This window comes from Pseudomonas sp. KK18 (assembly GCF_037094675.1).
GTDB lineage: Bacteria > Pseudomonadota > Gammaproteobacteria > Pseudomonadales > Pseudomonadaceae > Aquipseudomonas.
Genome location: NZ_CP146605.1, coordinates 162,682 through 176,170, shown reverse-complemented (window position 1 = coordinate 176,170; position 13,489 = coordinate 162,682). Strand labels below are relative to the sequence as shown.

At 61.1% G+C, this 13,489-nt stretch carries 11 protein-coding genes; 5 read left to right on the top strand and 6 right to left on the bottom strand.

Annotated features, from left to right (window positions below; genetic code table 11):
- Positions 1–15 precede the first annotated feature (15 nt).
- From V6607_RS00805 to V6607_RS00780, 6 genes are all read right to left on the bottom strand, one after another.
- On the bottom strand, positions 16–1,551 hold the full coding sequence (locus V6607_RS00805; RefSeq protein ID WP_102367852.1) for an MFS transporter: 1,536 nt from the start codon (positions 1,549–1,551) through the stop codon (positions 16–18).
- Positions 1,552–1,780: 229 nt separating this feature from the next.
- The gene (locus V6607_RS00800) at positions 1,781–2,701 is read right to left on the bottom strand and encodes a LysR family transcriptional regulator (RefSeq protein WP_003218223.1); all 921 of its coding nucleotides are present in this window, start codon (positions 2,699–2,701) and stop codon (positions 1,781–1,783) included.
- Positions 2,702–2,814: 113 nt separating this feature from the next.
- Positions 2,815–3,663: an ABC transporter permease gene (locus tag V6607_RS00795; protein ID WP_003218225.1), complete on the bottom strand. Its 849-nt coding sequence runs from the start codon at positions 3,661–3,663 to the stop codon at positions 2,815–2,817.
- A gap of 12 nt (positions 3,664–3,675) precedes the next feature.
- The gene (locus tag V6607_RS00790) at positions 3,676–4,527 is read right to left on the bottom strand and encodes an ABC transporter ATP-binding protein (RefSeq protein ID WP_008433632.1); all 852 of its coding nucleotides are present in this window, start codon (positions 4,525–4,527) and stop codon (positions 3,676–3,678) included.
- Position 4,528: 1 nt separating this feature from the next.
- Entirely contained in the window at positions 4,529–5,554 is a 1,026-nt protein-coding gene (locus tag V6607_RS00785) for an ABC transporter substrate-binding protein (protein WP_003218229.1), read from the bottom strand.
- Positions 5,555–5,568: 14 nt separating this feature from the next.
- Positions 5,569–6,462 (bottom strand): TauD/TfdA family dioxygenase, encoded by an 894-nt coding sequence (locus V6607_RS00780; RefSeq protein ID WP_134325513.1) that lies wholly within the window; start codon positions 6,460–6,462, stop codon positions 5,569–5,571.
- Positions 6,463–6,760: 298 nt separating this feature from the next.
- On the opposite strand from V6607_RS00780, the gene V6607_RS00775 reads away from it, so the two are divergent.
- The 5 genes from V6607_RS00775 (at position 6,761) to V6607_RS00755 (ending at position 13,486) form a co-directional block, all read left to right on the top strand.
- Positions 6,761–7,471, top strand: coding sequence for a GntR family transcriptional regulator (locus V6607_RS00775; protein WP_134325512.1), 711 nt, complete (start codon positions 6,761–6,763; stop codon positions 7,469–7,471).
- A 452-nt stretch (positions 7,472–7,923) separates the two neighbouring features.
- On the top strand, positions 7,924–8,688 hold the full coding sequence (locus V6607_RS00770) for a DUF3050 domain-containing protein (protein WP_134325511.1): 765 nt from the start codon (positions 7,924–7,926) through the stop codon (positions 8,686–8,688).
- A complete protein-coding gene (locus V6607_RS00765) occupies positions 8,685–9,632 on the top strand; it encodes a diiron oxygenase (RefSeq protein WP_102367850.1) in 948 nt (315 codons plus the stop codon). The genes V6607_RS00770 and V6607_RS00765 overlap by 4 nt, the downstream gene beginning before the upstream one ends.
- Entirely contained in the window at positions 9,629–13,009 is a 3,381-nt protein-coding gene (locus V6607_RS00760; protein WP_134325510.1) for an amino acid adenylation domain-containing protein, read from the top strand. The genes V6607_RS00765 and V6607_RS00760 overlap by 4 nt, the downstream gene beginning before the upstream one ends.
- Before the next feature lie 27 nt (positions 13,010–13,036).
- Complete coding sequence (locus V6607_RS00755; RefSeq protein ID WP_008433617.1) at positions 13,037–13,486, top strand: SRPBCC family protein; 450 nt, start codon at positions 13,037–13,039, stop codon at positions 13,484–13,486.
- The last annotated feature ends 3 nt before the right edge of the window (positions 13,487–13,489 follow it).

The window sequence follows — 13,489 nt, the reverse complement described above, 5'->3', positions numbered from 1 at the left end:
TGGCTCAGTGAGCAATCAAGTCGGCGCGCGGGGCGGATAAATCCGCGTCGGCATCCAGAAAATCAGCAGGATCAACGCCGCCGCGACACCGGCCATGACGTAGTAGAGATCCGAAGAGGTGAGCACCACGGCCTGCTCGTGCAGCCGATGGGCAAGGCCGGCGGCATCGCTGTCGGCCAGGGGCGAGTTGCCCAGGCTGTCCACCAGCATGGTCGAGTGGAAATGCAGGCGGTGTGTGGTCAGGGCATCGAGCACGCCGGTGGCGACCACGGCGGCCAAGCCTTTGACGGTGTTGAACCACGCCGAGGCGAAAGGCCCGTCCTGGGGCGTGATGCTGCCGGTGGAGAGCATCAGCAGCGGCAACACCGCCATCGGTTGCCCGAAGATTTGCAGCAGTTGCAGCACGTAGAAATCATCGCGAATCCATGCCGACGTGAGTTGCGCCCCGCCCACGCAGGACAGGATCAACATGCTCAAGCCAATGCCCAATACCCAGCGGCAATCGACCCAGCGCAAGTTGCACAACGCCGCCACCAACGGCAGTGCGATCAACTGCGGCAGCGCCATGATCAGCATCACCGGTGCAGTTTGCAGCGGGCGGTAGCCTTGGACCTGGGCCAGGTAGCTGGACGGAATGATCGTCACCGCCAGCAGCACGATCAGCACCCCGGCGAGCACAATCAGCGCGAACGACAGGTTGCGTAGCCCAAGCATCTGCAACTTGAAAAACGGCATCGGGTGCGACCACTCGTTGATCATGAACAGCACCAGCAACACCAGGCCGCCGATCAACAATGAGGTAATCAGCGGCGACTCGAACCAGTCCAGCCGATTGCCCTGCAACAGGCCGATCACCAGCATGCAGATCGCCGGGAAGCCCAACAGCAAGCCGCGCCAGTTGAACTGCTTGAAGCGCTCCAGGCGCAGCGGGTCCTGGGGCAAGCCGTAGGCCACGGCCGCCATGGCCAGCAGGCACGGCCCGACAATCTGCCAGAACGCCCATTGCCAGCCGACGTATTCGGTCCACATGGCCGCCAGCGGTGTGCCGAGGCTAGGGCCGAAAGTGGCCGTGAGGGCATAGCCGGCCAGGCCGTACAGCTTGACGTTGGCCGGCAGGAACCGCAGGGCCACGGTCATCAGCATCGGCGGCAAGGCGCCACCGGCCAGGCCTTGCACGGTGCGCAGGATCAGCAGGCTTTCGTAGTTCGGTGCGAACGGGCACAGCACGCCAAGCACGGTGAACAGGCCGATGGCGCAGAGAGTGAAACGGCGCAGAGAGAACGTCACCGAACACCAGGGTGCAAAGGCCATCGCCGAGACAGAGGTGGCGGTGTAGGCAGCCACCAGCCAGGTGCCTTCGTCGAAGCCGATGTACATCGCACCACGAATATCGGCGAGAGCGACTTTGGTCACCATCTCGTTGAGGCCGGACACCAGTACCGCAAGCAATACGCCCACCAGGCCGATGATGATACGCGGGCCGAAAACGGGCGGGGTAATGGCGGTCGGTTTGGCTGCGGCCAGGGGTGCGGGAGCAGCGAGGGACGTCATGAACTACAACTCGGAATAGGAAATACCCGAGCAGTTTAATAAGGCTTAGACATGACAAAAAGTGACTTATCGGAAGCTTATAAGTGCACCAGACGCAATGATCAAAATGTAGGCGATCTCTGTGGGAGCCGGGCTTGCCCGCGATTGCATCACCTCGCTATGCCTGAAAAACCGTGTCGCCCGCATCGCAGGCAATCCATCTCCCACATTAGCCGAGCTCACTTGCGACTCACGTGGGCTGCGCTTCCTTCCACGTCGCCTCGCAGCATTCACGCATGGTCTCGCGCAGCCATCTATGGGCCGGGTCCTTGTCGAAACGCGGGTGCCAGGCTTGGGTCAGCACCAGGGTCGGCAGGGAAATTGGCAGGGTGAAGGCTCGCAACGGCAGCTTCAGGCGATTGGCGCTGTAGAGCGCTTCCTTGGGCACCGGCAGGATCAGGTCGGAGTCCGGCAGCATGAACATCGCGCCGTGAAACCCCGGGGCGATCATCGCGACTCGGCGTTCCAGGCCCTGGGCGTTCAGGGCGGTGTCGATGGGCCCCCGGGCAATGCCGCGGCGGGAGATGCTGATATGGGAATAGCTGGCAAACCGTTCGGCGGTGATTTCTCCATCGAACAACGGGTGCCCTTCCCGTGCCAGGCCGACGAAGGTGGTGGTGAACAGGTTCTGCACCTTCACTTCCGGAGTGATCGGCATGGTGTTGCCCACCCGCAGGTCGAGACGGCCTTCACGCAGGGCCTCGTCATCGGTGTCGCCTTCCGGCACGAAGCGCAGTTCGCACAGCGGCGCCATGCGTTCCATGGTGTCGAACAGCCGACCGCCATACACACCGACAAAAAAGTCATTGGCCCGCACGCTGAAGCGTCGGCGCAGGGTGCGCAGGTCCACTTCGTCCGCCGAGCGGAACAGCAGCGCCGCCTGCTCCACCACGCTGCGCACCTGGCCCTGTAGCTCCAGGGCCTTGGGCGTCGGTACCAGGCCGCGACCGGCGCGCACCAGGATCGGATCGCCCACTGCCTCGCGGATACGCGTGAGGGTGCGACTCATGGCGGCCGGGCTCAGGTTCATCCGCCGCGCGGCGCCTACCACACTGCCCTCGTCGAGCAAGGCGTCGAGGGCGACCAGCAGGTTCATGTCCGGTAATTGCATGCCAAGCACTCGTGATTGGTTATGAGTGAACTTGGCGCAATCGTAGCAGACTGTGGCGAGGGAGCTTGCTCCCTCGCCACAGGGTTGGTGTTTCAGTCCGGGTTGGTGTTCAGTCAGCGTTGCATGCCCCAGCGCTTCACGGTGACCCGCTCCAGGGTGTCGAACACCAGGTTCTCCACCAGCAGCCCGATCAGGATCACCACCGCCAGGCCGGCAAACACTTTGTCGGTGTACAGCTCGTTGCGGTTCTGGAAGATGTACCAACCCAAACCGCCTTTGCCGCTGGTAGCACCGAACACCAACTCGGCGGCGATCAGCGTGCGCCAGGCGAACGCCCAACCGATTTTCAACCCGGCGAGAATCGACGGCAGCGCAGCCGGGATCAGGATGAACAACACGAAGCGCATACCCTTGAGGCCATAATTTCGACCGGCCATGCGCAGGGTTTCGGAGACGCCGAGGAACCCTGAATAGGTGTTGAGCGCCAGCGCCCACAACACTGAATGCACCAGCACGAAGATCAGGCTGTTCTGCCCCAGCCCAAACCACAACAGCGCCAGCGGCAGCAGGGCAATCGCCGGCAACGGGTTGAACATCGAGGTCAGGGTGCTCAGCAGGTCACGCCCCAGTTGGGTCGACACCGCAAGCGTGGTCAGGGCAAACGCCAGCACAATGCCGATCAGGTAACCCTTGATCAGCACCACCAGCGAGATGCTGACCTTGCTCAACAACTCGCCACTGGCCATGCCGTCGTAGAACGCGCTCAGTGTCTGCAGGAAGCTCGGCAGCAGCAGGTCATTGTTCTGATAACGGGCAGCCGCTTCCCAGAGGATCGCAAGCACGATCAGGATCAGGCTTTTACGCAGCCAGCCTTGTTGCCACAGGCGCTGGCGCCACGGCAACTCGCGCTCTACGCGTACACCGGGCAACGGTTCGAGAGTGATTTCATATTCCTGGCGCATGGTGCAAACCCTTCAATAAGCGATGCGGATATCGGCGAAACCCAGTTCGGTTTCCACCTCGGGCGCTTCATCAAACAACAGCCGATGAATGCGCCGCGCCGAAGCCTGGAACTCCACACCGCCGAGGCTGTGCAGGTCGTATTGATGGCTGTGGATTTCCGCCCGCACTCGCCCCGGGTGCGGCGACAGCAACAGGATGCGGTTGCCCACCACCAGCGCTTCCTCGATGGAGTGGGTGACGAACAGCAGGGTGAAACGCACCTCTTCCCAGAGCAGCAATAGTTCTTCCTGCATCTTGCGCCGGGTCAGGGCGTCGAGGGCGGCGAAGGGTTCATCCATCAGCAGGATTTTCGGCTGCATGGCCAACGCCCGGGCGATTGCCACGCGGGCTTTCATGCCGCCGGACAGGGTGTGCGGGTAGGCATCGGCAAAGGCCGTAAGGCCGACTTTTTCCAGGTAGTACAGCGCCCGCTCTTCGGCCTCGCGACGCTTGAGGGTTTTGGACGCCAGCAGCGGGAACATGACGTTCTGCTTGACGGTTTTCCACGGCGGCAGTTGGTCGAACTCCTGGAACACCACGATACGGTCCGGCCCTGGCTGCTCGACTTTTTGCCCGAGCAGACGGATCTCGCCCTCACACGGCTTGATAAAGCCGGCGATGGATTTCAACAGTGTGGATTTGCCACAGCCCGAAGGCCCCAGCAATACAAAGCGGTCTGCCGGATCGATCGCGAAGCTGACCTGGTGAGTGGCGCGCACCACCCGTTCGGGCGTGCGGTATTCAAGGCTGACTTTATCCACCGAAAGCAGTGCTTCGGTGGTGGTCGGGTTGCTGGCCGTGTGGCCTTGCAAGGGCGCGTTCATGTCAGCTCCCTTGCAGCGGCTTGGCGTCCTGGAAGAAGTAATCCTTCCACGATTCGGGTTTGTTTTTGATCGCGCCGACGCGGTAGAGGAATTCCGCCAGCGGGTAGGTGTTTTTCGGTGTGACGCTGAATTCGAACTGCGGGTTTTCGATGATTTTCAGCAGCTCGGCGCGGTCGATCTTGGCCTTGGTCACGCGGATGTAGGTATCGGCTGCGGCGCCTTTGTCGTTCTGGGCGAACTGCGCCGCTTCAGTCAGTGCCTCGACGAACGCCTTGTAGGTTTTCGGGTTGTCGTTGCGGAATTTCTCGGTGGCGAACAGCACGGTCGGCGAGTTAGGCCCGAGGATGTCATAGGAGTTGAGCACCACATGCACGTTCGGGTTGGTCAGGGCCTGCTCCTGGAACGGCGGGTTGGAGAAGTGCCCGGTCAGCTCGGTGCCACCGGCAATCAGCGCAGCCGTGGCATCCGGGTGCGGGACGGCAACGGTGTACTTGTCGAGGCGATTGAATTCCTTGTCGCCCCATTGCTTGGCGGCAGCGTATTGCAGGAAACGCGACTGCACGGAAACGCCCACTGCCGGTACGGCAATGCGGTCTTTTTCGGTGAAGTCGGCAATGGTCTTGACCTTGGGATTGTTGCTCACCAGGTAGTAGGGGAAGTTGCCCAGGGAGGCGACGGCTTTCACGTTCTGCTTGCCATGGGTGCGGTCCCAGATAGTCAGCAGCGGGCCAACGCCGGCCCCGGCGATGTCGATGGAACCGGAGAGCAGCGCATCATTGACGGCTGCGCCGCCGGACAGTTGCGTCCAGTCGACCTTGATGTCGATGCCTTCCTGCTTGCCGTATTTTTCGATCAGGTTCTGGTCGCGCACCACGTTGAGCAACAGGTAGACGATGCCAAACTGCTCGGCGATGCGAATTTCGCCTTCGGCCTGGGCGGCGGCAGGCGCCACAAGACTGCCGGCCAGCAGGCTGACGCCCAGGCCAACCGTCGCGGCCAGGCGCGCAAATGGGGTTTTCTTGGACATGGTCATGCTCCGGGTCAGAAAGGCGCGTCGCCCTGGATGGTGGTGCGGTACAGCTTGCGCCGCAGGTGGCTGGGGCAGCCGGCCGCCAGGTGGATCAGCGAGCGATTGTCCCAGAACACCATGTCGTGGGGCTGCCACTGATGGCGGTAGATGTTTTCCGGCAGCACGCTGTGGGCGTACAGCTGGGCCAGCAGGTCGCGGCTTTCATCCTCAGGCAGGCCGACGATACGGGTGGTGAAGCCCTCGCTGACGAACAGCGCCTTGCGGCCGTTTTCCGGGTGGGTGCGCACAATCGGGTGTACCACTTCCGCCACTTGAGCGAGTTGCTCGGGCGTGAGGGTCGGGCGCCAATTGCCTTCGAATTTGGTTTCGCTGTAGCGTGCGGTGTAGGAGTGCGCGGCGCTGCGGCCTTCGACCGCCTTGCGCAAGGGCTCGGGCAGGTTGTCCCAGGCTTTATGCATGTCGGCGAACAATGTGTCGCCACCCTCGGACGGCAGCTCCTGGGCATGGAGCATCGAGCCCAGGCTCGGCAGCTCCTTATAGGAGAGGTCCGAGTGCCAGAACTTGCCGGCGTCTCCCAGGCCGATGGATTGGCCGTTTTCGATGATGTTGGAGACGATCAGGATTTCCGGGTGGTTGGCCAGCAGGAATTGTTTGAGCACATGGATTTGCAGCACGCCGAAACGGCGGCTGAAGGCGATCTGTTGCTCGGGGGTGATACGTTGGTCGCGGAAGACCACGACGTGATGGTCCAGATGCGCGCGGTGAATGCGTGCGAAGTCCTGGTCGCTGACCGGGCGGGCCAGGTCCAGGCCTATGATTTCGGCGCCGACGCTGCCGGGAAATGGACGGATCTCGAAGGTTTGTGTGGTGTCGGTCGCTGTTGGAACAGTAGAGGTGGCAGACATGAGTTCACTCCCGTGCAGTCAGGAGAGTGACTTTATAGTCATAAGAACCGCATTTTAAATACCGTTAGTGAATATCGATATGCAGCAATACCGCTGTTGGCCTGACTCCCGGGAATAAAATGTGCACGACGGACCTTTAGCCTGTAAGACCTGACAAATGGGAGCTGTGGGCCCGAAGAACACGCTGTTGAGTCGCTTACAAGCCGAAACCTTGCCCGTTTGACAAGCTTGTGGACAATCTCTAGTGTGCATTGGATCCAATTAGCCACCTCACCTTGAAAAGGAGGATAGCGTAGTCGTGACGCAGAAGCCGAACCCTTTGAGCAGCATCCAGATCAGCGGGCCTATCCCCGCCCATCTCGCCCGCTCCGTGATTGAAGAAACATTGCGCAACGCCATCCTGGATGGCCGCTTGCCCTGTGGCACCGCCATGCGTCAACAGGAGCTGGCCAGCTTGTTCGGGGTCAGCCGGATGCCGGTGCGCGAGGCATTGCGTCAACTGGAAGCCCAATCGCTGCTGCATGTGGTCACCCACAAAGGCGCGGTGGTGGCGCCACTGATCGAGGACCACTCGGCGGAAACCTACGCCCTGCGCATACTCCTCGAATCCGAAGCGCTGCGCTTGTCGATTCCCCTGCTCACGCCCGATGACATCGCCCAGGCTGGCGCCTTTATCGACGCGCTGGAACGGGAAAGCGACTACACCGAAATCGGCCGCCTCAACCGCCTGTTCCACATGGCGCTATATGGCAAGGCGGGCAATCAGCGGTTGCTCAAGCTGGTTGAACACGGCTTGAACGAAGAGGAACGTTTCCTGCGCTTCAACCTCGAGGCCATGGGCCTGGGCAAGACGTCCCAGGAAGATCACCGCGAACTGCTCGACCTCGTGGCGCAAAAGAAGGTCGACGAAAGCATCCTGACCCTGCGTAACCACCTTACCCGCGGCATGGAGGTGATTACGGGTTACCTCAAAAGTCTTGAAGAGACTGAACAGAACGCTGCGCTGTAAATTCCGCGTGGAACTGAAACGCCTCCCTCGACCACAAAGCGCTGCAAAGTGACGCTGGCCGACGGAGGCCAGTGCACCACCATTACTCCCGTTAAACCATTAAGCCCAAAGAAAACTTCACACACTCCGCAGAGCGATCCAACTACCGCAATATTCCAACTCGAAAAACTTATAAAACTAAAAACACCTGAATACTTAATCAGATTATTACCAACACTCCAATTCTCCCAATCGACAGCGTGAATCCATGCTCGGTGCGTCACTGCGCGTGGCGTTCCTTTAAATAAAGCCTTGGTATTTTGTCACAGCATGCTGCTTGCCAGTAACAGTGTCAGCCTCGTACAGGGCTGCCTGTTATCAAGGCAACCGCGCATCCGTGAAAACCAATGTTTATTTGTCGCTAAAGCACAACGCTTTTATCAGGGAAGAGACAACGACTTATAGGCATCAACATGTTCCAGCACTCACACCTGCTTAAACAAAAAAAGCAGAAGTTACATATCCATCCAATATTCAAACATATAAATACCCTTCCAAAGTTGCAGTACTTTATGGAAAACCACGTATTCGCCGTGTGGGACTTCATGACACTCACCAAACGCCTGCAACATGACCTCACCGGTATGCGCCTGCCCTGGTTACCGCCAACGGACCCGCAAGCGGCTCGCCTGATCAATGAGATCGTATTGGGCGAAGAGTCGGACGCGTATCCCGGCCATGGGCACGGCAGCCACTTCGAGTTGTACCTGGAAGCCATGCGTGAAGTCGGCGCGAGCACGGCGAACATCGAGCGGTTCGTCAGCCTGCAGCGTGACGGCAACGATGCAGAAACGGCCCTGCAAAAAATCGATATCCACCCGTCCGTGGCCCGGTTCGTCAGAAGTACCCTGCAGGTTGCCCTGGACGCCCCGACGCACTGCGTGGCGGCTGCCTTTCTCCACGGGCGCGAGAGCGTCATCCCGGCGATGTTCAAGCGCATCCTGGAGGAGTGCGAGGTGCTCCATCGCCAGGCGCCCACCTTCTGCTACTACCTCAAGCGCCACATGGAGATCGACGCCCAGGAGCATGGCCCGGCGGCAACGCAATTGCTGCAACGCCTTACCCTCGGCGACCCAAGCCGCGAGCAGCAAGCCGACAGTTGCGCCCTCGGCGCCGTGGAAAGCCGCCTGGCCTTATGGGATGGGTTGCATAGGTGCCTGCCGGAGATGAGCGCATGAACCCTGCAGACTACCGCTCATTTGCCGACGACTGGGAGCGCCGCGCGACCATCCGCACACGCCCGCGGCGGCGGCTGGAAAACGATCAGAAACTGATCTACCCCCTGAGCCGACAGCCCCTGGTGCTGAGCGCAACCTTTATCGACCGATGCCCGCAGTGCCGTGATTTTGTCTTGCTGCAGACGTTCTACAAGTTCATCAACGACGTGGTGATCTTTGAAACCGAGATCGTCGACAAGACCGCCCGCAGCATCGCCAAGAATCGCTTTTCGGTGCCCTTCCCGCTTGCCTGTCGCTACGACGCCATGACCGTGGTGGTGGACGAGGATTACCACGCCCTCGTCGCCCTCGATTTCATGCAACAGACCATCGAGATGACCGGGATCCCACCCCTTGAACTACCCGCGCAAATCGAGCTGAGCCGCGCCTTGCCTGCCGCACTGGCGCTGGCGCCCGAACACCTGCGCGATGCCGTGGAACTGATTGCCGTGGCCATCGCCGAGAACACCGTGACCCATGACGTGGCAGCGTTTTCCAAGGACGACAGTGTCAAGCAGTCCATCCGTGGGTTGATGGCCGACCACTTGTTTGACGAGGGCCGCCACGCGCTTTTCTGGACGCGCCTGGTGCGTATTTATTGGCAGTCTGCAGACGCCGCGGACCGCGACTGTATCGCCCGGATCCTGCCGGTTTTTCTCCAGCATTACCTGACCCACGACCTGCAGAAAAACTTCGACCTGCACTTGATCGAGCACCTGGATGTCAGTGACGGCACGCGCTCTGCGCTGCGCACTGAAGTGCAGGCGATGGGCTTTCCCATTACCCGCCAGCACCCGTTGATCGGCAATATCATGGGCTTCCTGAACCACAGCGGCCTGCTGCAAACGCCGAGTGTGGTTGGGGCGCTGGATGCCTTTCTTGCGGCGCCAGGAGGGCACCCATGAGGCACCTGAAGATTGGGCTGGCGGGCTTCAGCGCGGCGCTGAATGAACTGGGTGAGACATTGGCGCAATACGGTCATGGGGTGGTGCGAGCACAGGATGTCACCCACCTAGACCTGCTGATTGATGACGGTAGCGAGGAGGTTCCGCCCGGCGTGACGTGCACAGCCTTGATGAGCCTGCGCGTGGGTATGGGAGCGTTGACCGGCTGTGGATTGCCGGCCCTGCAGCTCAGGTGTTACGCCCACTCACGGCGACTCCTGACAACCCTGGAGGTTGCCGGAGAAGCCTGTGGCAATGGTCAACGGCTGCGTCAACACGCAGTAAGCAGCCTGGTGGAGTGGGTAGCCCAACAGGTGAGTGGGTTCTCCCGGGACCCGGGCTATTTCTCGCAGGCGGCCGTCGCCTCTGATGATCCGGAACACGGCCTGCAAGCGCTCGCATCCCTGGCGTACCTGCATCGTTTTAACCTGACGGCCGATTTGGTTCTGCAGCAGCAAGCCCAGGTACCCCTGATCGAACGATTGGAAAACAGTCTGCAAACCTTCGCCGACCGGCCAGCGTTGAACATTGCCGGCAGCGGGCTGACTTACCGACAGTTGCATCGCCAGAGCCTGGCTATCCAGCACCGTCTGAGACCTCTGCTTGGGCCCCACGACACACCGCCGGTAATCGGCGTCTGCCTGGACAAATCCCTGGAGCTGTACGCCAGCATTCTCGCGGTACTCGCCTGCGGTGCGGTGTACCTGCCCCTGGAGCCGGGCCACCCGCTGCAACGCCAGCAAGCGATGCTGGAAAACGCCGGCGTCTCGGTGCTGCTGGATGATGGCAAGCATCCACTGCGGGACGGGTTTTGTGCATTGGATGTGAGTGCCGTCGACACTCCCGACACCTCGCTGCCAATGCGCCAGCGCCCCGCCATGGACGACCCTTGCATGGTGCTCCACACCTCGGGCACTACCGGCCACCCCAAGGGCGTGCTGCTCAGCCAGCACAACCTGGCCCATTTCAGCGCCTGGTTCGGGGGTCATGTGCAGCTGAGCGAACACAGCCGGGTCTTGCAGTTTTCGCCCTTGAGTTTTGACTCGTCCCTGATCGATATCTTCCCGAGCCTGATCGCGGGCGCCGAGCTGATCGTGCCCAGTGAAGACCAGCGACGCGACCCGCAGCAACTGGTGGAGTTGATCCGACAACAGCGCGTCACCCACGCCTTCCTGCCGCCGGCGCTGCTGAGCATCCTGCCGCTGGATCAACCCCTGGGCCTGGCGCACCTGATGACCGGAGGCGACGTGTGCGAGCCCTATGTCATCGAGCAGTTGGCAGGCCAGTGCCGCCTGCACAATTTCTACGGGCCCACCGAAGCCACCGTGCTGGTGACCAGCCACACGTTGCAGCCGGGCGACAGCAATCGCAACCTCGGCACGCCCATCGCCAACAGCCAGGTACTGATCCTCGACGAGCACCTGCAACCGGTGGATGAGCAGGTGTTGGGCGAACTGTACATCGCCGGTCCCGGCGTCAGCCTGGGTTACCTCAACCAGCCGCGTCAGACCGCCGAGCATTTCGTCCCCCTGGAGTTGCCCGACGGCCAGACCTTGCGGGCCTACCGCACAGGCGACCTGGCGAAGTGGACCGCTGCCGGCATCGAGTTGGTCGGGCGCCGGGATCAGCAGGTGAAGATCCGTGGGTTCCGGGTCGAACCGCAAGAGATCGAACATTGCCTGCGCAGCAGTCAGCTGTTTCGCCAAGTGGCGGTGGTGATTGACCGTGAGCGGCGAATCCTGGCTTTTGTTGCTCAGCCCGAAACACAAGACGCCCTGCCTGCACTGACGCAGCATGCCCGGCAAATACTGCCGGACTATTTGCGGCCAACCCTGTGCACGGAACTTGCGAGCATGCCGTGCACCCCCAACGGAAAGGTCGACCGCCAGGCATTGCTGGCGTTACCGACTCCAACGCTGCCGGCCATCATTCACGGCGAACCGCACACGCCCATGCAAGTGCAGTTGCTCAACCTGTGGAGCGAGTTGCTGGGCATGCCGGTCACACAGCTGTCGGCCGACGAAAGCTTCTTCAATCTTGGCGGCCATTCCATCCTGCTGTCGACGATGCTGCTGCGTATCCGCGAGCAGTTCGGGCGCAGCCTCTCCCTAAGCCGTTTTTTTGAAACCCCCACGGTTCGTACCCTCGCTACGCTGATGGGGGACGACGCACCACCCGAAGCACCGACCGGCCAGGCTACCCGGGATGCGCTGCGTGAGCTGCATGTGCAGACATTGCCGGCTGAACAGGCGGGCGAACGTCGCCGGGTGATCGTGACCGGGGCCAACAGTTTTCTCGGGGTGCATATCGTCGAGGCACTGTTGGCCGAGGGTGCACTTGAAGTGGCGTGCCTGGTGCGCGAACGGCCCGGACATTCGGCGACCGCGAGGTTTGCCGAGGCCCTGCGAGAGTACCGTCTGGAACACCTGGACCTGAGCCGGGTGCAGGTGTATGCCGCCGACATCAGCCAGCCGCGTCTTGGCCTGTCGAGTGAGGTGTATGACTACCTCGCCGGGGAGTTCGGCGTGTTGGTGCACAACGCCGCCCACGTCAATCATGTGATGGATTACGCCACCCTGGCCAAGGACAACGTCGAACCGGTGCTGGAATGCCTGCGCCTGTGTGAAACCCGGTGCAAGAAGGTCTTCAATTTTATCTCGACGCTGTCGGCCGCCAGCACTATCGACGCACATGGCCAGGTACTCGAAAACCCCGCCGCGGCCACCCCGCCGCTCTACATCCAGAATGGCTACAACCTGTCCAAATGGGTTGCCGAACGCTTGCTGGGACGCGCCGCAGTTCAAGGTGCCTGGGTCAATATCCATCGCCCGGGGAACATCAGCTTCAACAGCCGCAGCGGAGTCTGCGAGCCACAGAAGAATCGCCTGATGTTGATGCTCAAAGGTTCACTCCAACTGGGCCTGGTGCCGCACCTTGAGTTGAATTTCGACCTGATGCCGGTGGACTTTCTCGCCCGGTTTATTGCGTTCCACAGCAGCCGCTGCCGTGCTGGAGGGACGGTGTTCAACCTGCATAACCCGCAGCCCCTGAGCTGGGAAACCTACGTCGACGCCTTTCGCCAGGCAGGCCATACATTCGAGCTGGTGAGCGTGGCTCACTGGCAACGTCACCTGCACACAGTGGACAGCCGCAATGCGCTGTTCGGCGTACTGGGCTTCTACCTCAACGGTGTGGGCGAAGACATCGGCGATACCTCGATGATCCGCCATGACAACGCACGACGCGGAGTAGAGCAGATGGGCGGACGCTACCCCGAAAAAAATCCGGCGCTGTTACGCAAGGGCTGCGAGTACCTGCGCAGCACCGGTTTCCTGTGACCAGGCTCTCAATTGAAGGAAGACCTTATGAAACCCGATACGTTGATTCGCAACCCTTGCGCCAAACCTGTGGTGTCCTCAGTTGTGGTTGCCTGTGATGCCGCCGGTGCGTGGGCGGTGGTCGGTGACTTTGGCGGATTTGATCGATTCATCCCCGCCTTGTCCCACATCGAAATCACTGGTGCGGGCGCGGGATCGCTGCGCAAGAAGTTCTTCCACGATGGACACCTGGTGGTGGAGCAACTCAACAGCCGCGACGAGCAGGCCATGCGCATGACCTGGACCACGATCTACAACACCTTGGGCGTAGCACGGTTGTGGGCCGCCATGGATGTCGAACCGTTGGGAGCAGGATCCTCACGGGTGACCTGGACGATCATCGCCGAGCCGGTTGAACCTGGCGCGGAGGGATTTGAGCCGTTTGTGCAGGCATTCGCCGACGGTGCGCTGGCGAATGTGCGAGCGATGTTTGGCTAAAGG

Excerpts from the sequence above, each read along its gene's own strand:
- V6607_RS00770 (WP_134325511.1), top strand. The coding sequence starts at position 7,924 with ATGTTCCAGCACTCACACCTGCTTAAACAAAAAAAGCAGAAGTTACAT.
- V6607_RS00785 (WP_003218229.1), bottom strand. The coding sequence starts at position 5,554 with ATGTCCAAGAAAACCCCATTTGCGCGCCTGGCCGCGACGGTTGGCCTG.
- V6607_RS00800 (WP_003218223.1), bottom strand. The coding sequence starts at position 2,701 with ATGCAATTACCGGACATGAACCTGCTGGTCGCCCTCGACGCCTTGCTC.
- V6607_RS00755 (WP_008433617.1), top strand. The coding sequence starts at position 13,037 with ATGAAACCCGATACGTTGATTCGCAACCCTTGCGCCAAACCTGTGGTG.
- V6607_RS00760 (WP_134325510.1), top strand. The coding sequence starts at position 9,629 with ATGAGGCACCTGAAGATTGGGCTGGCGGGCTTCAGCGCGGCGCTGAAT.
- V6607_RS00805 (WP_102367852.1), bottom strand. The coding sequence starts at position 1,551 with ATGACGTCCCTCGCTGCTCCCGCACCCCTGGCCGCAGCCAAACCGACC.
- V6607_RS00795 (WP_003218225.1), bottom strand. The coding sequence starts at position 3,663 with ATGCGCCAGGAATATGAAATCACTCTCGAACCGTTGCCCGGTGTACGC.
- V6607_RS00780 (WP_134325513.1), bottom strand. The coding sequence starts at position 6,462 with ATGTCTGCCACCTCTACTGTTCCAACAGCGACCGACACCACACAAACC.
- V6607_RS00765 (WP_102367850.1), top strand. The coding sequence starts at position 8,685 with ATGAACCCTGCAGACTACCGCTCATTTGCCGACGACTGGGAGCGCCGC.
- V6607_RS00790 (WP_008433632.1), bottom strand. The coding sequence starts at position 4,527 with ATGAACGCGCCCTTGCAAGGCCACACGGCCAGCAACCCGACCACCACC.